General features: G+C 59.1%; 16 protein-coding genes. 7 read left to right on the top strand and 9 right to left on the bottom strand.

The window, feature by feature from the left end; genetic code table 11:
• Positions 1-77: 77 nt before the first annotated feature.
• Entirely contained in the window at positions 78-1,151 is a 1,074-nt protein-coding gene (gene ptcA, locus DWZ15_RS02440) for a putrescine carbamoyltransferase (RefSeq protein ID WP_117583532.1), read from the bottom strand.
• Between the two features lie 330 nt (positions 1,152-1,481).
• Between ptcA and DWZ15_RS02435 the strand changes: the two genes are divergently transcribed.
• Positions 1,482-2,447, top strand: a complete 966-nt coding sequence (locus DWZ15_RS02435) for a response regulator transcription factor (RefSeq protein WP_158572479.1) — start codon at positions 1,482-1,484, stop codon at positions 2,445-2,447.
• A 328-nt stretch (positions 2,448-2,775) separates the two neighbouring features.
• Here the strand turns inward: DWZ15_RS02435 and DWZ15_RS02430 are convergent, their stop codons facing one another.
• Together DWZ15_RS02430 and DWZ15_RS02425 are read right to left on the bottom strand one after the other, a co-directional pair.
• Complete coding sequence (locus DWZ15_RS02430; RefSeq protein WP_118449161.1) at positions 2,776-5,013, bottom strand: ABC transporter permease; 2,238 nt, start codon at positions 5,011-5,013, stop codon at positions 2,776-2,778.
• The gene (locus DWZ15_RS02425; RefSeq protein ID WP_089572375.1) at positions 5,003-5,788 is read right to left on the bottom strand and encodes an ABC transporter ATP-binding protein; all 786 of its coding nucleotides are present in this window, start codon (positions 5,786-5,788) and stop codon (positions 5,003-5,005) included. The genes DWZ15_RS02430 and DWZ15_RS02425 overlap by 11 nt, the downstream gene beginning before the upstream one ends.
• Before the next feature lie 140 nt (positions 5,789-5,928).
• Between DWZ15_RS02425 and vsr the strand changes: the two genes are divergently transcribed.
• The 3 genes from vsr to DWZ15_RS02405 all read left to right on the top strand — a co-directional run bounded on the left by vsr (position 5,929) and on the right by DWZ15_RS02405 (position 9,022).
• Positions 5,929-6,915 (top strand): DNA mismatch endonuclease Vsr, encoded by a 987-nt coding sequence (vsr, locus tag DWZ15_RS10650; protein ID WP_233514497.1) that lies wholly within the window; start codon positions 5,929-5,931, stop codon positions 6,913-6,915.
• 497 nt (positions 6,916-7,412) lie between these two features.
• Positions 7,413-8,342 carry an AraC family transcriptional regulator gene (locus DWZ15_RS02410; protein ID WP_158572478.1) on the top strand — a complete coding sequence of 310 codons (930 nt, stop codon included), beginning with the start codon at positions 7,413-7,415 and terminating at the stop codon, positions 8,340-8,342.
• Between the two features lie 56 nt (positions 8,343-8,398).
• Positions 8,399-9,022, top strand: coding sequence for an HAD family hydrolase (locus DWZ15_RS02405; protein WP_089572377.1), 624 nt, complete (start codon positions 8,399-8,401; stop codon positions 9,020-9,022).
• Positions 9,023-9,355: 333 nt separating this feature from the next.
• Here DWZ15_RS02405 and DWZ15_RS02400 read toward each other — a convergent pair whose 3' ends face one another.
• Positions 9,356-10,213, bottom strand: a complete 858-nt coding sequence (locus DWZ15_RS02400; RefSeq protein ID WP_022095149.1) for a class II fructose-bisphosphate aldolase — start codon at positions 10,211-10,213, stop codon at positions 9,356-9,358.
• 335 nt (positions 10,214-10,548) lie between these two features.
• Between DWZ15_RS02400 and DWZ15_RS02395 the strand changes: the two genes are divergently transcribed.
• Positions 10,549-11,352, top strand: a complete 804-nt coding sequence (locus tag DWZ15_RS02395; protein WP_118449157.1) for a DeoR/GlpR family DNA-binding transcription regulator — start codon at positions 10,549-10,551, stop codon at positions 11,350-11,352.
• Positions 11,353-11,418: 66 nt separating this feature from the next.
• Here the strand turns inward: DWZ15_RS02395 and DWZ15_RS02390 are convergent, their stop codons facing one another.
• Positions 11,419-12,579, bottom strand: a complete 1,161-nt coding sequence (locus DWZ15_RS02390; protein ID WP_118449155.1) for an FprA family A-type flavoprotein — start codon at positions 12,577-12,579, stop codon at positions 11,419-11,421.
• A gap of 129 nt (positions 12,580-12,708) precedes the next feature.
• On the bottom strand, positions 12,709-13,695 hold the full coding sequence (locus tag DWZ15_RS02385; protein ID WP_118449258.1) for a LacI family DNA-binding transcriptional regulator: 987 nt from the start codon (positions 13,693-13,695) through the stop codon (positions 12,709-12,711).
• Between the two features lie 383 nt (positions 13,696-14,078).
• On the opposite strand from DWZ15_RS02385, the gene DWZ15_RS02380 reads away from it, so the two are divergent.
• Together DWZ15_RS02380 and DWZ15_RS02375 are read left to right on the top strand one after the other, a co-directional pair.
• Positions 14,079-15,284 (top strand): galactokinase family protein, encoded by a 1,206-nt coding sequence (locus DWZ15_RS02380; RefSeq protein WP_118449153.1) that lies wholly within the window; start codon positions 14,079-14,081, stop codon positions 15,282-15,284.
• A complete protein-coding gene (locus DWZ15_RS02375; RefSeq protein ID WP_233544608.1) occupies positions 15,275-16,903 on the top strand; it encodes a UDP-glucose--hexose-1-phosphate uridylyltransferase in 1,629 nt (542 codons plus the stop codon). The genes DWZ15_RS02380 and DWZ15_RS02375 overlap by 10 nt, the downstream gene beginning before the upstream one ends.
• A 241-nt stretch (positions 16,904-17,144) precedes the next feature.
• Here DWZ15_RS02375 and DWZ15_RS02370 read toward each other — a convergent pair whose 3' ends face one another.
• The 3 genes from DWZ15_RS02370 to lacB all read right to left on the bottom strand — a co-directional run bounded on the left by DWZ15_RS02370 (position 17,145) and on the right by lacB (position 19,844).
• Entirely contained in the window at positions 17,145-18,080 is a 936-nt protein-coding gene (locus DWZ15_RS02370) for a hexose kinase (RefSeq protein ID WP_118449149.1), read from the bottom strand.
• A 53-nt stretch (positions 18,081-18,133) separates the two neighbouring features.
• Complete coding sequence (locus tag DWZ15_RS02365; protein ID WP_118449147.1) at positions 18,134-19,015, bottom strand: aldose 1-epimerase family protein; 882 nt, start codon at positions 19,013-19,015, stop codon at positions 18,134-18,136.
• Between the two features lie 304 nt (positions 19,016-19,319).
• Entirely contained in the window at positions 19,320-19,844 is a 525-nt protein-coding gene (lacB, locus tag DWZ15_RS02360; RefSeq protein WP_006234831.1) for a galactose-6-phosphate isomerase subunit LacB, read from the bottom strand.
• Positions 19,845-19,897: the final 53 nt, after the last annotated feature.

Raw genomic sequence — 19,897 nt, 5'->3', positions numbered from 1 at the left:
TTGCCTGAGCCTCGGTGAGCGGGCGACAGGAGACGAGCATCCGCCGCCCGCAAACGTGCGTTTAGCAGGCTTAAGGCTTAGAGCTGCTCGAGAGCCTCGAGAGCGGCGTGGAGCTCAGCCTTGGCGGAGTACTCGACACCCTCGTCGTTGAGCGGGGTGCGCTTGCCCAGGGCGGCAAGGAGAGCACGGATGGAGTGCTTGCGGTTCTCGGCCTCGACCCAGCACAGGGAGCGCTCGGGATCGTCCATGACTTCGTCGACGACCTCCTCGTTGCGGGTGGCCGGCAGGCAGTGCATGAACTTGGAGTTGGGGCCGGCAAAGTTCATCATGTCCATGGTGACCTGATACTTGGGATAGAACACGTCCATGTAGTTCTCGCCCGAGACCTCCTCGTCGTACAGGCCATACCACACGTCGGTGTAGATGAAGTCGGCGCCCTTGATGCACTCGATGTCGTCGGAGATGACGACAGAGCCGCCGGAGACCTTGCAGTTCTCCTCGGCGATGGCCATCATCTGCTTGCCGAACTCGGCGCGCTCCTCGACGGTGCCAACGTGCAGGCCGCCGTCGGGGATCTGGTGGCCCTTAGGTCCAAACTGGACAAACTTCATGCCGACCTTGGAGGCGATGAACATGAGGGAGACGCAGACCTGGGTGGCGTCGCCGATGAAGGCCAGGGTGCAGTCCTCGATCTTCTTGCCCTCGGGGAGGTTCTCGAGCATGGTCATGAGGTCGCCCATCTCCTGCGTGGGATGGTTGAACTCGGACATGCCGTTGATGACGGGCACAGCGGAGCCCTCGGCGAGGCCGACGACGTCCTTGTGACGGTCAACGCGAGCCATCATGATGTCGAGCAGCGAGCCCATAACGCGAGCGGTATCGCCCAGGGACTCGTGACCGCCGAGCTGGATGGTGCCAGGGCCATAGAACTGAGCATGGCCGCCGAGGTCGGTCATAGCGGTCTCGAAGGAAAGACGAGTGCGGGTGGAGACCTGCTGGAAGATCATGCCAAGGCTCTTGTTGCGGAGCAGGTGCGGATAATAACCGTCAACCTTGATGGCCTTCTTCATTGCCAGGCCAAGATCCTCGATAGCCAGGATCTGCTCTTTGGTGAAGTCGTTGGTGTCGATGAAATCCTTAGGCAGTGCCATGTCGATTTCCTTTCCGCCGGTCTTGCCGACTATTACTATGAGGCGCTCGAACATCACGCCTCGTGTTGACAAGACCATCATTCACCCGTATGCAATTTTTACCTAGTTTATTCGGGATTAAAGACTGTTCACGGAGTTACACCCCCTCTAAACCAATATAAACCCGCAGGTAGCCAGCTTGCAGGGGGTTTACTACCTAGAACCGCGAACGGTATACGGCTATGCTGTATCTCGGCGCCTAATCCGCAATGGAACGAAGGGTTGAGACGTCTATATCCCACAAGGTATACAGGGCTCGGCCATAGATGAAATGAGATGGGACGGTGGCAGATGAACACCCTGATGTTCTTCTATACCCTAGCGATACTCGTGATCTGTATTGTGACGGCAGTGCTTTCGCTTGCCGCCTATGCCTCGTCTCGTCGACGCTTCTTTATCTATGGCAGCGGCGTTTTTATTTGCTATGCCATCGAGATGACCGAGATCTTCTTTTTTGAATACACGTTGCAAAACCAGAGTTTTCCAGCCAGCGACTATTACTCAATTAACATGCCTGTGTTGCGGACCTTTGTGGCGACCGCTTCGCAGGCTTTTATTTGGCTCATTGCCATGGATTTGCTCGACAAGCATTCAAAAAAGCAGTTTGTCATTCCCGTCGCAACGTTCTTGCTGAGCGAGCTGCTGATTATCGTCGCTGTCCCCTACGGCCCCATTCATCAATGGCTCTACTACACGATGCGTCAGGTATTCCTTGTTTTCGTGGGGCTATATATCTTTTGGACGGCACGCAAGAGCACACAAGTCGAGCTGAAGGCACGCGTTAACAACCAACGAAAGCACCTGATTATCGGCGCCATTCTGGTCGGGTGCATCGTTGCCGAGGATTTCTACAACATCCTTGTTGTTCCCATGAGCCTGGCACCCTCTTGGCTGCAGCTGTACCTGTCCGAGCGCAACTTTAGCGAGAACATCTTTGCGTGCTACTTTGCGATTCTGCTGATCATCTATGCCTATCACGTGCTTTCGATTCGCATGCAGGAGGCGCCCGAGGAAAAGAACGTCAGCGATCTTGATCGACACATCGAAGAGCAGATGCCCTTCTATCGCAACGCCTACAAGCTCTCCAACCGCGAAACCGAAGTCATGCGTCTGGTTGTGTTGGGCAAATCGAACCAAGAGATCGCTGACGAGCTCTTCCTTGCCGTGGGTACCGTCAAGACCCACATCCACAACATCCTGGTCAAAACCGAGCAGCAAAACCGTACGACCCTGATCCTCCACTTTTGGAAACGATAACCTACCAAAAAGGGACAGGTTTATTTTGGCAGGTTTTATCTGGGCAAATGCCAAAACCGCCGCGAGGGAGCTACTTTCCCTCGCGGCGGTTTTCTAGCAGTAAAACCAAGTGAGTAGGCTTTTGGCGGGATGCCGAGCACGCCCCAAAACGCCACAGCCCTGACCTGCGGTTTTGTTGAGCGTTTGTCGCAATGTGCTCGGCAGATCCAAAAAAGTCTACTCACTTAGTTTTGAGATGCATCAGGCGGGCAAAAAACCGCCGCGAAGGGGGCCCGGCTTCCTTCGCGGCGTTTGTTCGCTGTGGTTATGCGGCGGTTTTGCCCGCTCGCTACTCGCTGTAGCGGGTGGCGATGGCGGCTTGTACCATGCCGGTGCTCATGAGGTAGGTCACCAGGAAGTAGCCGCCGTAGGCTGCCAGGAAAATCGCACATGTGAGGCCCACCGTGCCGCCGATGCTCATGTTGCCAAACGTGCTCACCAGCTCGATGATCACCTTGAGCGCCACAAAGGAGTGCGCCAGACCCACTGCCAGCGGGAACAGGAAGAACACCGCTTGCTGTGCCATCACCGAATGGCGAATCTGGCGGTCGTCACAGCCGATCTGCGCCAGCACGCGATAGCTGCGGCTGCCATCTGCCACGTTGGAGAGCTGCTGGATCGACAGAATTGCCGCGCACGCAACGACCAATACAAAGCCGATGTAAATGGCTAGGTAGCTAATAAGACCGTTCATTTGCGCTGCCTGCGTGTACATCTCGGAGCGTGTGATGAAGGTTCCCCACGACCCCGGCTCCTTGCCGTCAACGAGCAGATTGTCGAGCATGGTGTATTTTATGCTCTCGTCTGCCTTGGTCACATCCATCCCCTGCTTGTAGTTAACGAGCAAATTACTGGCATACGGCTGCAGGTTAAGCTGGGACAACAGCTCGTCGGCAACGACGACGGTACCCGGATTACTGCCCATCGCCGAGTTGGCGATGGCCGCCGTATCTTCGTCCGACTTATCGGTTGCGGGCTTGAGCGTGTGCCCGCCCAAGGTAAGGGCATGGCCGCCGGCCATATACTTGGTGTACATGTCGACCAGCTCGCCGCCCATATCACACGTGAGCAGATACTGGTCGCGGCCAATGCTCACCGGCTCCTCGCCCATCATCTGGCGCAGTTTGTTGTACTGGCTCACCGGCGTCACAAACAGACCCATCGCATCGGCGTTGCTTCCCTCGAGCGCCTTGGGAAGCTTTTCGCCCATGGCCTTGCACATCTCACCCGCCACCACCGAGGGGCCCGAGCCGCCAAGCGGGTAGCTCAGATACGAATCGATCTGCACATGCTCACCGGCAACATCGGCGATATTGACCTTCTTGCCGGTCTCGTTGCCATTATCTGCCGACTTGCCCTTGATACTTTCCGCAACGTTATCGGGATCGATACGGTCACCGTGCCATGCAGAGTACAAATCGACCGTTGCGTCTGCCAGCACCATGCGATCGGCCTCGGAAGGATTGACATACTTCTTGTAGTAGTCGAGCCTATCGGACGCGTAATAGATATACGTCTGCGACATATCCGCCGGCGTATAGCGCTCCAGGTTCTCGTTCATCACGTTGGCGATCGACATGCCGCAGGTCACCGAGGTAATGGCCAGAAACAGGATCATCGCGATAACGCCCATCGAAAAGCACACCGTGTTGACCTTGGCCGCAAGCTGGCGCACGGTAAACATGTTGAGGCCGCGCCAATACACGCTGCGCAGGCTCTGCAGCAGCTTGATGAGCATGCCCGAAAGTCCCCAAAATAGGGCAAAGGTACCCACCGTAACCATGGCCGTGGTGATACCGAACTGGTTCATGGCCTCCTGCAGCTTACCCTCCGTCGCGGTGAGCGGGAACCCGTCGCGCAGCAGACGGTAATAGGCCACGCCCACCAGCACCACGCCCACGACAAAGATGGCAATCGCGATCCAGGGGTTGCGCGTCTTGATGCTCTCGTTGCGACGCTCGGCACCCATAAGCTCGATGGGCCTGGTGCGGCGCACGGCGCGAAGGTTCAGCAGCAGCGTGAGCACAAACATCACGAGCATGCAGGCAAGGGTCAGGTTGAACGCATGCACCGAGAAAAAGAAGTGGAAATTAGCGATCTGCGTCTTAAAGAGCGAGGCCGTAAAGAATGTCATGAGCTGGGAGAGCCCCACGCCCAGCACAATGCCGGCGACAAAAGCGCCGACCGAAACAAATACGGTCTCGAGCGCCATGATCGTGGCGACGCGCCCGCGGCGCATGCCGAGCACCTGGTACAGGCCGAACTCCTTTTTGCGGCGCTTCATGATGAAGTTGTTGGCATACACCATCAAAAAGGCCATGACGCCGGCCAAAAAGTACGTCAGGTAGCCGAGCATGCTGCCCATGAGCTCGGACAGTCCCTCCTCCTTGATGCCGGCAATGTCGACCTGCATCGAGACGGTATTGAAGGCATAGAAGACCGTGACACCCAGGGTGAGCGTCAGCAAGTAGACAAGGTAATCGCGGCCGGCGCGGCGGACGTTGCCCCAAGCGAGTTTACAGAGCATCGGAGCCCTCACCGCCCATCATGGCAACGACCTCCATAATGCGGTCGAAGAACTCTCGGCGGTCGGTGTCGCCGCGGCGCAGCTCGGTGAAAATCTTGCCGTCGCGGATAAACAGCACACGGCTCGTGTAGCTGGCGGCAAAGCTGTCGTGCGTGACCATGAGCACGGTGGCGCGCAGACGGCGATTGAGCGCCTCCAGGCTCTCGAGCAGCAGGCGGGCGCTCTTGGAATCGAGGGCGCCGGTGGGCTCGTCGGCCATGATCATAGTTGGGTCGGTGACGAGTGCGCGAGCCGCGGCAACGCGCTGTTGCTGACCGCCGGACATCTGGTAGGGATACTTGTCGAGCACCTGACTGATAGACAGACGCGCGGCTACATCCTGCACGCGGGTCGAGATCTCTGCCGAGTTTGTGCGGGCGATGGTGAGCGGCAGGGCGATGTTCTCGCGCGCCGTGAGCGTATCGAGCAAGTTGGAGTCCTGGAAGATAAAGCCCAGCTCCTCGCGGCGGAACTGCGAAAGCTTGGCCTGCTTCATGCGCGTCACATCCTGGCCGTTGATGCGAATGGTGCCGCTCGTGGCGCTATCGATGGTCGACACGCAGTTGAGCAGCGTCGACTTGCCCGAGCCCGAGGCGCCCATGATGCCGACGAATTCGCCGCGGTTGACGGTAAAGCTGACATCGTTGAGCGCGCGGGTCACGTTGCCCAGTGCTCCATATACCTTTTCGAGATGCGCGACCTCCAGTACCGGGGTCGCCGTTTGCGTGGTTTGCATACCGAGTCCTTTCTTGCGATTAGTCTACGGCATCTATAGTCGCAAGGAGCCGAGTCGGCTACCATCGATATGGCTTACGCTTGCCTTACCGTTGTGTAAGGTAGTGCAGGGAACGTTTTGATGTTGAGGAAGGGCTCCTGTTGAAGACTGTTCATGTTGCCGCTGGGATCATTCGCAAGGAAGGATCTGACGAGCTGCTTGCCGTGCAGCGCGGCTACGGCAACATGCAGGGACTATGGGAGTTCCCGGGCGGCAAACTTCTGCGCGGCGAGACACCCGAAGACGCCGTGCGCCGCGAGCTTATGGAAGAGCTACAGGTAAAAGTCACCAACCTGCGTGATTTCTACACCGTTGAGTATGACTACCCCGATTTTCATCTCTCCATGGAGTGTTACTACTGCTCGCTCGCCGATGAATCCGATGAGCCCCAGAAACACGACCGCCAGCTTGATATCCGCTGGATTCCACGCACCTCGCTTGCCACGGTGGAATGGATGCCCGCCGACAAGGGGCTCATTGATGCTCTGATTGAGTTAAAGGAAGATCGGCTTGAGGCAAGCTCCGCCGATGACGCCGCGCCCAACACAACCGACAAACCCGCCACCAAACCCAAGCGCGCACCTAAACGCCGCAGCAAAAAGCGTCCCAAGCCCGGTCTGCTCGACGGCATCGATACCTCGGACCTCTCCGCTGACGAGCGCGAACTGGTCCGCCGTCGCGCCGCCATCAAAAAGTCCATGAAGGGCAACAAGCGCGCCAACACCAAGCCCGAGCTGCTCGTACGTCAGCGCCTACGGGCCGCGGGCCTTACGGGCTATCGTTTGGAATGGAAGGTACCCGGCAAGCCCGACATCGCCTTCCCCGGCCGCAAGATCGCCATCTTCGTCAACGGTTGCTTTTGGCACCGCTGCCCCAAGTGCAACCCAAGCCAGCCCAAGCGCAACGTTGAGTTTTGGGAGGCAAAGTTCCGTCGCAACGTCGAGCGCGACCGTGCTGCTGTGGCAGCGCTCACTCAAATGGGCTGGACGCCCATAACCATCTGGGAATGCGAACTCAAAAAAGACCGCATCGACGCCACGATGGAAAAGGTCATCGAGCAGGTGCGCGCCACAGAGCCGCAGCGCTAACAGCGAGCATTCACACGCTCCGCACGTCCGCGCCACATCCACGTCACAAACCTTAGAAAGCCCTTAAGCTCAAAACCTTTCAAGAGTGTTACTCGATACCTCTGACCTGCAGTTTCATCGTAACACTAAACCAGGTTAAGCCTTTCTTTAGCGCTTCTTTGCGGCAGCCGCGGCATAATACTGCCAACGCACGGGACCTAGCAGCAAACCTCGCGCGCAATCTTTTGGTGGACATCGAGGAGGCCGCATAAGCATGCATTCTTCCAATGACGCAGCACAGCAGCCATCCCTAAAACATGCAAACCTTTTCTCCTTCCCCCCGACACAGAGAAACGGCCTCCCCGACTCCCCCACCACAAAAGCCAAACGCTCAACCGACCAGAGCCACAACTTGCGAGCATCCTTCGATAAGCTCCAAGCATCCCTAGACAAGGCGTTCCCCGAACAGGCAAGAGCAATCTAAGCCCATCGCGCTTTATACTGATGCCATGCGAAACATGGATCACATAGAATTGCACCGCGGAGGACGCGAGGAAGCGTTTCCCGAGACCGCCGAAGACTGGCCCTATATTGCCGAACGCGCAGAATTCGCTCGCTATCCGGGCAATTCCGTCCCCTGGCACTGGCATTCCGAAGTTGAGCTTTTCTACATGGAGCAGGGAGCGATCGACTATCGAACGCACGCGGCTCATGAGCACGTACGCTTTGAGGAAGGGTCCGCCGGCTTTATCAACGGCGGCGTTTTGCACAGCACGCTGCAATCACCCAATTCGGCGCCAGCCATTCAAATGCTGCATATCTTTCAGCCGTCGATGCTCGGCGATCCCGCGGGGCGTCTCCAAAAGCGCTACATCAACCCATTGCTTCAATGTCGAGGCGTCGATGTGCTCAAATGGTCGCCCACCAATCCCGACGATATGCCCTTTATCGATTTGCTAAAGAGCTCCTTTAGCCACGACCTTCAACGGCCGCAGAACGAGATGGCGCTTCGAAATAGTTTGTCAGAGCTCTGGATTCAGATTAACGCCAAGACCGAACCGCTCTTTTCTTCCGACGGCGCCTCTTGGATGACCAGCCGCGACGTACAGTTCAAGGCAATCCTGGACTTTATCCGCGCAAACTATGCAGCCGCTATAGATGTGCCCCAGATGGCATCTGCAGCCGGCGTAAGCGAAAGAGAGTGTTACCGCATTATCGAAACTTGTGCAGGAACGACCCCGGCGGCATATCTACGCGCATACCGCATAAACCGTGCTTGCGAACTTTTGGCACACACCACGCGAACGGTACAGACAGTCGCGCGCCAATGCGGATTTATAACAGCAAGCCATCTTGGCCAGGTATTTAGAGAACAAATGGGGTGCACTCCTTCGAGCTATCGAGCAGCGAGGCAGAATCTCGATAGCACCAGGCAGAAATCCCGCTAGCCCTTCTTCTGTCACTGCATCAAACTTGCAGGCAAACAACAGAGAGGAGCAATCATATGAAGCACTTTGACCATATCGTATTTGACGTTGATGGGACATTGGCAGATACAGAAGAAAGCGTTCTGTCATCGCTTGTCCAGATTGTCCAAGAAGAGACCAGCAAAACGCTTCCCCGACACGAGCTTGACTTTGCCCTCGGCATACCCGGCAAGGATGCCCTTGAGAAACTTGGGATCTACTCGCAGGCAACGTTGGATCGCTGGTGCCAAGTTGCCGCCAGCTTTAAAAGCACCATCAGCGTGTTTCCAGGTTTGCTTGAAGTCATCGCAACGCTCGCCGATAGCGGCTGCAAACTTGGCATCGTCTCCTCACGTGCGCGCGACGAATACGCAAAAGAAATTGCACCCCTTGGTTTCGATAAGTATTTTGAGCACATCATCCTTGTCGAAGACACAACCGAACATAAACCCGCACCCGCACCCATGCTCGAATATCTCCGACGTGCGGGCGCGAATCCTGGCAACGTCGTCTACGTTGGCGACACCGTCTACGACGAACAATGCGCAACTTCAGCAGGGGTCAGTTTTGCCCGAGCAGCATGGGGATCACACCAAGATATCCCAAACGCCACCTACAACCTCAAAACCCCCAACGACCTACTAACCCTAACAACCAAATAACCCACGCGTCCCACCCTTTCAGCCCCAACACCACAAGGGCGACGACCTCGAGTAGGTCAACCTGGGAGGGATGAGGGCTTAGTTCCCCAATCTTTCCGCAGGGGGCAAAAAGCAACGTCTTATTTTTCCGGCACTAACGCCACAAGGGCGATTGAGCAGAACGGTTTGGGCGGGTCCCGTACTTAGTTTCCAAAATCATTCCGCAGCGCGAAGGCCCCCGTTGTCAACGCTTCGAAGAAGCGAGACAACGGGGGCCTTCATGCGCGAGGACGTTTTGGAAACTAAGTACGGGACCCGCCCAAACCGTCCGGTGGGATCAGAGTACCCTTGCTGTTACTCTGCTTTGCCCACAGAGTTGAGGTTGGTCATACGGATCTTAACCAGCTCGGTGATCTCACGCATGCCCTCCTTGGCCGGCTTCTTAGGATCGAAGCAGGCGGGGTTCTCAGCCATGTAGGCCATGAAGCCCTTGGTGTAAGCCTGACGCAGCTCGGTGGCGTAGTTAACCTTGCAGATGCCGTTCTTCACAGCCTCGGCAACCTGCTCATCGGGCACACCGGAGGTGCCGTGCAGGACCAGCGGCACGTCGACGGCGTCGCGAATGGCCTTGACCACGGACTGCTCGATGTGAGGATCGCTCGTGTACACGCCGTGGCTGGTGCCAACGCCAATGGCCAGCGAGGTGCAGCCGGTGCGCTCAACAAACTCCTTGGCCTCGGCAGGATCGGTGTAGGGGCTCTCGCCCTCAACCGCGGGACCGTCGTCCTCCTTGCCGCCAACCTTGCCAAGCTCGGCCTCGACGGGCACGCCCATGGCGCGGCCAGCGTCGGCGACGGACTTGGTCAGGGCAATGTTGTCCTCGAAGGACTCGTGCGAACCGTCGATCATGACGGAGGTGTAGCCCGTGCGGAAAGCCTGCATGCAGCGGTCATAGCCATCGCCGTGATCGAGGTGCAGGGCGACGGGCACGGAAGCGCGCTCGGCGGCAGCCTTGACCATGCCGTAGAAGTAGTCCAGACCAGCGGTCTTGATGGTGCCCGGGGTGGTCTGCATGATGACGGGGGACTTGGTCTCCTCGGCAGCGGCCAGAACGGCCATAACAAACTCGAGGTTCTCGACGTTGAACGCGCCGACGGCGTAGTGGCCGGCCTGAGCGTCCTTGAGCATCTTTTCGGTGGTTACAAGTGCCATGAGCGTTTGCTCCTCTCCCTCGCCCGCATCTGGACATCGGGCGTACGTGTCCGCAAGGCGTTTTACCTTGCATTTTGCTGCGCCCATTGTATGAAAATCGCATCTGTCGCATGTACGAGATATCGTCGGCACGCAGGCCAAAACGCTCGTTTTTGAAAAGCAAACGGAAGGGATTCAGGCTAAATTCCCCTATCCGACATTACCGTTTTCAAGCGAATCATCTTTCTTTTATAGAAAAGATAAGTAATCGAAAGGCGTTTACTTGCTCAAAAAGAAAATGAACGAAAATAGACTCAACACAATTCCTGCAAATTTAGGCTGAGGATGGAGCAGCTATGGCCCACGCAACAACCCGAGCTTTCGCCGATGAGCGACGCGCCGCCATCATGGAGATGCTTGAACATAACGCCTCGGTGCAGGTGGCAGAAATCGCCCAGACCTTTGGCGTATCCTCCGTCACCGCCCGCGCCGACCTGGACGCGCTAGCCGAGTCCGGCAAGTTGCGCCGCACGCACGGCGGCGCCGTGTCGCTCCACAAACGCCTAACCGTCTCCACGCAGGATCGCCGCATCAACGTCAACGTTGCCGCCAAGCAAGCCATTGCCCAAAGCGCTATCAGGCTTGTTAACGACGGCGACACGGTGCTTGTCGACTCCGGCACCACGGCACTCGAGTTCGTTCGGCTCCTCGACCAGCGCGATGGCATCACCGTCATCACGGCCGACATTACCATTGCCGATTACATCGACGAGAGCATGCCCTCAGTCGATGTCGTCATGCTGGGCGGGGCACTGCGCAAAGGCCATCGCTATCTGTACGGCCCACTTACCATGCAGGCGCTCCAAATGGTCCACGCCGATCTTGCCGTCATGTGCCCTGGCGCTTTCGTTCCCGGCTGCGGCTTTACCACCGACTTTCCCCAGATGGCCGAGACCAAAGCGGCTATGGTCGGTGCTGCTCGTCAAAGTGTCGCCCTCATGGACGCCAGTAAGGTCAACGGACGTGGCATGTACCGCTTTGCCGAGCTGACCGACGTCAACGCCATCGTGATGGACCGTGACCCCGATCACGCCGTCGCCACCTCAATCGCCGAGATCGTCGACAACGCACGTCCAGCCCTCATCATCGCCACCAGCTAAAAGAAAACCACCACAAAGGTGCCTGTCCCCTTTGTGGTGGTTTGAGCGTTAAAAGTGAACGTGTCGCTACTTGGAGAGCTCGTCGGCGAGGGCCTCGATCTGAGCGCGCGAGGCGTCGTTGAGCGAACCCAGGACGGTCACCTTGTTCTGCGCCAGGGTGATGTCCTTCATACCCTCGAGCTCCTTGGTCATAACCTTGGCAGCTGCAGGCGCCCAGGAACCGGCCTCGACAAGCGCCACGGTACGGTTCTGATAGGCATGCTCGGCGAGCGTGTGGATGAAGGTGCTCATGAACGGGAAGATCTCGCCCTGATAGGTGATGGAGGCGAGCACCAGGCGGTCGTAGCGGAACGCGTCCTCAACGGCCTCGGCCATGTCGTCGCGAGCCAAGTCAAAAACGGAGACCTTCTGGCCGCGAGCCTCGAGCGCTGCGGCGAGCTCCTCGACGGCGGCCTTCAGGTGGCCGTAGACGCTCGCGTAGGCAATCGTGATGCCCTCGTCCTCGGGCTGATAGCTCGACCAGGTGTTGTAGGTGTCGAGGTAATAGCCCAGGTTCTCGGTAAGAACGGGACCATGGAGCGGGCAGATGATCTGGATGTCCAGGTCGGCGGCCTTCTTGAGCACGGCCTGCACAAACTTGCCGAACTTGCCCACGATGCCAAAGTAGTAACGGCGCGCCTCGCAGGCCCACCCTTCAGGATCTTCGATGTCGTTAGCGCCAAACTTGCCAAAGCCGTCGGCACTAAAGAGCACCTTGTCGGTAGCCTCGTAGGAGAAGAGTACCTCGGGCCAGTGAACGTTGGGGGCGCCGACAAAGGTCAGGCTGTGGCCGCCCAGATCAAGCACGTCACCCTCTTTGACAACCATCTTGCGCTCGGGGAAGTCGGTGCCAAAGTAGTTGACCATCATGCGGAAGGCGCCCATGCTTGCCACAATCTGCGCCTGGGGATAGCGCTCCATAAAGGCGGCGATGCCGGCGGAGTGATCGGGCTCCATGTGATGGATGACCAGGTAGTCGGGCGTGCGGCCGTCGAGTACGGTCTCGAGGTTGCCGAGCCACTCGTCGACAAATCCGCCATCGACCGAATCGGCGACAGCGATCTTCTCGCCCAAGATAACGTAGCTGTTGTATGCCATACCGTTCTCGGACACGTCGTACTGGCCCTCGAACAGGTCGATGTCATGATCGTCAACGCCAATGTAGCGGATATCCTTGGTGATCTCCATCAGGCAAAGCCTCCTAGATAGACAAATGAACCCGTCTATCATAGCACTCGCCTTCATAGTCACGGCTATCTGCCGGCATCCTTACCGATTGTTATTGATATGCAACGCCGAGCCGTTGACCTGCGAAAACTATGCGCGCGGCGCTGCCGTGGTGTGTCGAACGATGAGCTGACCGGGAATACGAATGGCGACGGTTTTGTCCGATGCCCCCGCCTTGGGAACTGCGCGCTCGAACACCTCGCGCCCGCGCTGATGCAGATCGAATCGAACGGTCGTGAGCTCGTTATGTGCGACAAAGTCGTCGAGCGAGTCATCGACGCCCACCACGCTCACGTCCTCGGGCACGCGCAAGCCGCTATCGCGCAGCGCGGCAATGGCGCCGTTTGCCATCTGGTCGTTTGCCGCGTAAATCGCCGTCATGGTGCGGTCGTGCTCAGCCAAGTACCGAGCGGCCTCGTAGCCGCTGTTGGCAGACCAGTCGCCCTCGAGTGGCTCTACCGTCTCGATGTGTTTACGCTCGAGTGTATCTTGCCAACCGGCGCGACGAAATTGCTCGTCGACCGAGAACGACGGGCCGCCAATATAGCGAATCTGCTCGTGCCCCAGCTCAAACAGGTGATCCATAAGCAATAGCGAGCAGCCGTAATGGTCGGAATCGACCGTGGTCACGCGCGGATGCGCGTACATGGTAACGATGACCGTTCCAATGCCCGGCAACGGATCGAACGTCTCGAAATCGGGCGCCATGCGACTCATGCCGATGATGATACCGTCCACGGGCAGCGCGGCCATACGACGCGTGGCCTCGGCAAGCGAAAACTCCTCGCTCTTGGACATCTCGACCAGCGTGATGGCGCAGCCGTGCTCGCGGGCCGCGCTGGCGATGCCGTCGATCATTGAGAGGTTCCCAAACTTGGTGACATCGTTGACGCACAGCCCGACCGAATGGTAACGGCCGTCGCGCAGCGAGCGACCGGCATAACTCGGACGGAAGCCGAGCTCTTGCATAGCGGCTTGCACGCGCTGGCGCGTCTGCTCGTTAACGTTGGGCAAGCCGTTGGCGACGCGCGAAACCGTCTGCTGCGAAACGCCAGCAGCGCGGGCGACGTCGGCCATGGAGACCGGACGCGAACTGGTATCGTTGGACGGGCGCCTTGCCACAGGATCACCTTCACCCTTGAGAGATCTGAATAGCGTGAATGCCGGCCCGGGCAGAAATACATCCCGCGCCGAGGCCCGCTATCGTCGGACGCATGTTAACGTACTCTACTTTTTCTATCTGCATCTCTTCTGCTTTATAAGTCCATACGGCAGTACCGTTCACGGCTGAATTTCTACCGGTTACCAGATTCTCAAAAAGTGATAAGTGTTGTGTTATGAGTACGTTAACATAGCCCGTAACGTGCGGCATCGTAGATGCTGAGTTTATGCCGCTTCAGATTGTTAACGTACTCACTACGACGGAAAACTCGTCAGCATGCGCCAAGGAAAGGACCCTCATGACCACCCCCGACGAAAAGACACTCGCCACGCTCACCAAGCTGTTTGAGGAGGAGTTTGGCCCCATCGGCGATCGCCAGGTGCTCTATGTGCACGCGCCCGGCCGCTCCGAGATCAGCGGCAACCACACCGACCACGAGGGCGGCCACGTTATCGCCGGCTCGCTCGATGTCGCCGTCGACGGCATCGCCGTGGCAACCGATTCCAACAAGGTCCGCGTCGCCGACGAGGGCTACCCCACGTTTGAGATCGCGCTCGACACGCTAGACGTTCAGGAGTCCGAGAAGGGCACGTCCGCGAGCCTCGTCCGCGGCATGGCCCACGAAATCGCTGCTCTGGGCGTTGAGCCCCAGGGCTTCGACTTCGCCTTCACCTGCTCCGTCCCCTCGGGCGGCGGCCTTTCCAGCTCTGCCGCCGTCGAGGCCGCGTACGGCCGCGCCATGGAGACGCTCTGGGGCGCGCCCGCCATTGAGCCCGTCGCGCTCGCCCAGATGAGCCAGCGCACCGAGAACAACTATTACGGCAAGCCCTGCGGTCTGATGGACCAAGCCGCCGTGTGCCTGGGCGGCCTCGCCTACATGGACTTTGAGGACCAGGCTCAGCCTAAGACCCAGAAGCTCGAGCTCAACTTTGAGGATCACGGCTATGCGCTCGTGCTCGTTAAGGTTGGCGCCGACCATGTGGCGGCTACCGACGACTACGCCGCCGTTCCGCGCGAGATGCAGGACGTCGCCGCCGAGTTTGGCAAGGCACGCCTGTGCGAGGTCAACGTTGCCGACTTTGACGCCAAGCTCCCCGAGCTGCGCGCCAAGCTGGGCGACCGCGCCTGCCTGCGCGCCGTTCACTACTGGTACGAGAACGGCCTGGTCGACAAGCGCTGGGCAGCCCTGAACGCTGGCGACATTGACCAGTTCCTGGTCCTGACGCGCGAGTCCGGCGCCAGCTCTGCCATGTACCTGCAGAATGTTGTTGCCAAGCTGGGTTCCGAGCAGCCTTCCATGTATGCCCTGGCGCTGGCCGAGCACGTGCTCGACGGCCGCGGCGCCGTCCGTATCCACGGTGGCGGCTTTGGTGGCACCATCCAGGCCTTCGTGCCGCTCGATCTGGTCGACACCTTCATTGCCAAGATGAACGGCTGGCTGGGCGAGGGCTCTGCCCGTCACTACGCCATCTCTGACAAGGGGGCTTACGCGGCATGGCTGTAATGACTGACGTGCGAGAGGCCGCGCAGAACCTGATCGAGTACGCCATCCACCGATCGATGATCGGCCAGGACGACCGGATCTGGGCATACAACACCATTTTGGAGTGCATCGGCGCCACGGGTCCCGCACTCGATATGGCCTGGGCGCTCCAGGTTGAGAAACTCTCGCTCTTGCACCCCAATACCCTGCCCGACTTTGATCTTGAAGGCACGCTTGCCGCGCTTTCCGAGGCCGCCGTTACCAACGGTGCCGCCGAGGACACGGCGTCAGGCCGCGACCGCATCGCCATGCGCATCATGGGTGCGCTCATGCCGAGGCCTTCGGTTGTAAACGAGGAGTTCAACGGACGCATGGGCGTCAACGAGCCCCGCGCCGCAACCGACTGGTTCTACGGCCTGTGCTGCGACGCCGGCTACGTGCGCCGTGCCGCCATCGCGCGCAACATCAAATGGAGCACCCCCACCAACTGGGGCGATCTTGAGATCACCATCAACCTCTCCAAGCCTGAGAAGGACCCACGCGATATCGCCGCGGCTGGTGCCGCAAAGAACACGGGCGAGAAGTATCCCGCCTGCCAGCTCTGCATCGAAAACGAGGGCTATCCCGGACGCTCCGCCGCAGCCGACGGCGGCGCTCACCCCGCTCGCCAAAACCTGCGCATTATCCCCATCCAGCTCAACGGCGAGCGCTGGGGCTTCCAGTACAGCCCGTACGCGTACTTTAACGAGCATTGCATTGCCATGAGCTCCGAGCATCGTCCGATGCACGTCGACCGCAAGGGCCTGACCTGCCTGCTCGACTTTGTGGACCTGTTCCCGCATTACTTCATCGGCTCCAACGCCGACCTGCCTATCGTGGGCGGCTCGATTCTGTCGCACGACCACTTCCAGGGCGGCGCGCACGAGTTCCCCATGATGCATGCCACCGAGGTCTCGCAGTTTAGCATGCCCGGTTTTGACCAGGTCACCGGCACTGTGCTGCAGTGGCCGCTCTCGGTGCTGCGCCTGCGCTCGCATGACCGCGCTCAGCTGCTCGACGCTGCCGAGAAGATTATCCTCGCCTGGCGCGAGTGGACCGACGAGTCTGTGGGCGTTATCGCGCACACGGCCGACGGCGTAGCGCACAACACCGTGACGCCCGTCATCCGCCGCGTCGACTCCCGCGGCAACGCCGGCGGCGAGATTTACGAGGTCTACCTGGCGCTTCGCTGCAATATCACGACCGACGAGCATCCGCTGGGCGTTTTCCACCCGCATGCCGAGTACCATCACATTAAGAAGGAGAACATCGGCCTGATCGAGGTCATGGGCCTGGCCATTCTGCCGCCGCGCCTGGTTCCCGAGCTCGGCGCTGTCCGCGAGCACCTGCTGGCAGCCAAAGCCGATACCAGCTACGACCTTGCCAGTGCGCTCGAGGGCGACGACCTTTGCCGCAGCCATGCCGCGTGGGCCGAGGACGTCTATGCCCGCCGCGCCGACGAGCTTACGGCGGATAGCGCCATCGGCATCCTGCACGAGGAAGTCGGCGTAGTGTTTGGCCACGTGCTCGACAACGCCGGCGTCTTTAAGTGGGACGAAGCCGGCCGCGCCGCCCAACAGCGCTTTATCGACTCACTGTAATGATCCCCTGGGGACGAAGGAAAACGGATCATTTCGTCTTCAAGACAACGGCGCCCGCCGGCAACATTGCCAGCGGGCGCCGTTTTTGCGTGTAGTCATTGGGGACGCTCTTAAACGACTAGTCAAACAAGAACGTCCCCAACGACTAATGAATCGAGCGTGGAAAATCTCCCACTTTGAGCTCGCATGGGCACCAAAAGCAGGAGATTATCCACGCTCATTCTATTAGGAGTCGCAACCGCTACAACTCTACGACCTCAACGTTGCTGTAGATCTCGTCCCAGCGGTCCATGACCAGGTGGCCGGTCTTGGGATCCATGGCGTTGAGCTTACCGCAGGTATTGGCGGTCTTGAGCACCGTGACGTCGTCGGCACCAGCAGCAATGGCATGCGCAAAACCGGCGATGGTCGAGTCGCCGGAACCCGTTGCGTTCACAGCCGCAATCGCGGGCGTCTTGGCGCGGAACGCGCGACCCTCATGGAAGCCCACCGAACCGGCAGCGCCCATCGAAACGACAACCCAGGGGATACCGGCAAAGCGGCCATCGGCGGCAAGCGCCTCGCGCAGGGCATCGACATCATCGGTCGTAAAGGACGTACCCAGTAGGCCGTTAATCTCGGTCAGGTTGGGCTTTACGAGCTCGGGCTTGGCATCGGACTCCAGCGCTGCCTCCAGCGATTCACCCGAGGTGTCGAGCAGCACCTTGGCGCCCGCCTCCTCGGCGATCTTGACGAGCTCGGCATAGTAGCCGGCATCGACGCCACGCGGCAGCGAGCCCGAAAGCGTCACAACGTCCGCCTTCGCTGCAAGCTCGGCGAACTTGGCCGTAAAGGCCTCGAGCTCGGCCGGGGCGATCTGCGGGCCGCTCTCCAGCAGCTCGGTCTGATTACCCTCGTGCAGAATATTCAGGCAAATGCGCGTCTCACCGGCGATGGGCACAAAGTCGTTCTTGACGCCGTCGGCATCCATAAGCTCGGCCATATAGGCACCCATGTGGCCGCCGAGCAGGCCGGTCGCGAGCACATCGTCGCCCAACTGCAGCAGCACACGGCTCACGTTGAGGCCCTTGCCGCCAGCGGTCTTTTCGGGCGTCACGCGGTTCACGTCGTCGATGATCAGCTTGTCGAGTTGATAGCGCGTATCGATCGACGGGTTCATGGTAACGGTCAGAATCATGTTGAACTCCTGTTCCGGGGCGGCATAACCCGCCCCAAACATACGATAACTCGTTAAAGGATCTCGATCTCAAAACCGCGGGTGACGGTCTCCCCCGGCTTGGCAACCAGGCAGCCACGCTTGTGCTCCAGAATATCGTCCTCGTCGGAGCAGGTGGACAGGCCGCCCCACGGTTCCACGGCCACAAAGTCGCCCTCAGGCTTGCTCCATACAATCAGGTACGGCATATCGGGGAACGTCAGGCGCACGCCCTTGTCCTCGGTTTTCTTGGTCAGCGTAACCACGCGGCTCTCGAGCACGTCGAAGATGGTCTCGGCAAAGTCAAAGAGTTCGTGGGTCAGCGGCAGGTTCTGGCCGATCATGGGGTTCTTGCTGCGATGCTCAACATCAATCAGGCCCGTCGAGGGGACGGCAGTACAAAGCTCGGCGGCCTCACGCTGTTCAAAACGGAGCTCGTAATCGTCATAGGACTCGCCCTCGTCGAGCGGGCACTTAAAGCCGGGGTGACCACCCACAAAGAATGGCATGTCCTCGGTACCCTCATTGGTCACCTCGTACGACACGGCCACCTTTTCCGAAGCGATCGTGTAACGAGCAACAATCTTAAACGGATACGGATACTGCTCGAGCAGCTCGACGTGGTCGGCAGAGCTTAGGCTCAGCGCAACCATGTTGTCGCCCTGCTCCTCGAGCTTCCACTCCTGCTTGCGAGCAAAGCCGTGGCGGGCAAGCTTGACCTCGCGGCCGCCCATGGTCATCGCGCGGCCGTTACGAAGGCCACCGCAGATCGGGAAGCAAATGGGCGCCTGGCCCGACCAGACCGAAGGATCGCCCTGCCACAGGTACTCGCGACCGTTGGCTTTAATCGAAGTGAACGATCCGCCAGCCGTGCTCAGTGTCACACGAACAGGACCGTTATCAAGAACAAACTCCATAGGAGCCTTCCCTTTCGTACGCCAGCCCGCCGAGTCAGTGGGGCTGATAGAAAACCGGCCCGCGCCCCCTCACAGAAACGCGAGCCGTCAATTGAAAAGCTGCAGAATGCCGGGTACCGCCTGGAGCGAAGCACTCAAGCCCAGCAAGCAAACGTGTTATCGGAGCAGCTTACCGAACCGACGGCTTCGCAACAACAGCGGTAACCCCACAGGTCACTCAGACATCAGCGAGAAGCCAGCTTGCCCGCCAGATGGCTTCGCAGCGTCGACCCGTTACGCGGTTTGGTAAAACCGCGTAACCTCCTTAGTCATGATACTCGCCGCGGTCCCACTTCTCGAGGAACTCGTCAAAGAAGTGCGGGTCAGCCTGAGCCTCGGCGTCGGCCTTATTGCAGGCGTCGATCTTGGCGATCAGGGCATCGTGCTCTGGGGTCTTCTCGTAGGGCTCCTCCAGGAAGGCAAGCATAATGTCGGCCATCAGGAACTCGCCGGTAATCTTGCCGCCAAAGCCCACGATGTTGGCGTTGAGCTCGCGACGGGCATACAGGGCGGAGGTCATGTCGCGAACCAGGGCGCAGCGGGCGCCGGGAACCTTGTTGACGGCGTTGGTGATGCCGATGCCGGTGCCGCACAGGGCCACGCCAAAGTCGGCCTTGCCGCTGGCAACGGCCTCGCCCACGGCCTTGCCGTAGATGGGATAGTGCGTACGGGTGTGGCTGTAGGTGCCGCAGTCGAGCACCTTGTAGCCAGCCTGCTCCAGGCGGTCGGCCAGATAGATCTTCTCGTCCGTAACGATATGGTCGCAACCGATTGCGATGGTCTTCTTCATCAGAACGTCCTTTCGTCTGAATTCACAAGTTGAGGTAGAAGTTCGAGTTCTCG

Source organism: Collinsella sp. AF29-7AC, from assembly GCF_003475665.1.
Lineage (GTDB): Bacteria > Actinomycetota > Coriobacteriia > Coriobacteriales > Coriobacteriaceae > Collinsella.
This window is presented reverse-complemented; position numbering and strand designations above follow the sequence as displayed.

Coding starts and splice junctions, on each gene's coding strand:
- ptcA (WP_117583532.1), bottom strand. CDS start 1,151: ATGGCACTGCCTAAGGATTTCATCGACACCAACGACTTCACCAAAGAG.
- DWZ15_RS02435 (WP_158572479.1), top strand. CDS start 1,482: ATGAACACCCTGATGTTCTTCTATACCCTAGCGATACTCGTGATCTGT.
- DWZ15_RS02430 (WP_118449161.1), bottom strand. CDS start 5,013: ATGCTCTGTAAACTCGCTTGGGGCAACGTCCGCCGCGCCGGCCGCGAT.
- DWZ15_RS02425 (WP_089572375.1), bottom strand. CDS start 5,788: ATGCAAACCACGCAAACGGCGACCCCGGTACTGGAGGTCGCGCATCTC.
- DWZ15_RS02410 (WP_158572478.1), top strand. CDS start 7,413: ATGGATCACATAGAATTGCACCGCGGAGGACGCGAGGAAGCGTTTCCC.
- DWZ15_RS02405 (WP_089572377.1), top strand. CDS start 8,399: ATGAAGCACTTTGACCATATCGTATTTGACGTTGATGGGACATTGGCA.
- DWZ15_RS02400 (WP_022095149.1), bottom strand. CDS start 10,213: ATGGCACTTGTAACCACCGAAAAGATGCTCAAGGACGCTCAGGCCGGC.
- DWZ15_RS02395 (WP_118449157.1), top strand. CDS start 10,549: ATGGCCCACGCAACAACCCGAGCTTTCGCCGATGAGCGACGCGCCGCC.
- DWZ15_RS02390 (WP_118449155.1), bottom strand. CDS start 12,579: ATGGAGATCACCAAGGATATCCGCTACATTGGCGTTGACGATCATGAC.
- DWZ15_RS02385 (WP_118449258.1), bottom strand. CDS start 13,695: ATGGCCGACGTCGCCCGCGCTGCTGGCGTTTCGCAGCAGACGGTTTCG.
- DWZ15_RS02380 (WP_118449153.1), top strand. CDS start 14,079: ATGACCACCCCCGACGAAAAGACACTCGCCACGCTCACCAAGCTGTTT.
- DWZ15_RS02375 (WP_233544608.1), top strand. CDS start 15,275: ATGGCTGTAATGACTGACGTGCGAGAGGCCGCGCAGAACCTGATCGAG.
- DWZ15_RS02370 (WP_118449149.1), bottom strand. CDS start 18,080: ATGATTCTGACCGTTACCATGAACCCGTCGATCGATACGCGCTATCAA.
- DWZ15_RS02365 (WP_118449147.1), bottom strand. CDS start 19,015: ATGGAGTTTGTTCTTGATAACGGTCCTGTTCGTGTGACACTGAGCACG.
- lacB (WP_006234831.1), bottom strand. CDS start 19,844: ATGAAGAAGACCATCGCAATCGGTTGCGACCATATCGTTACGGACGAG.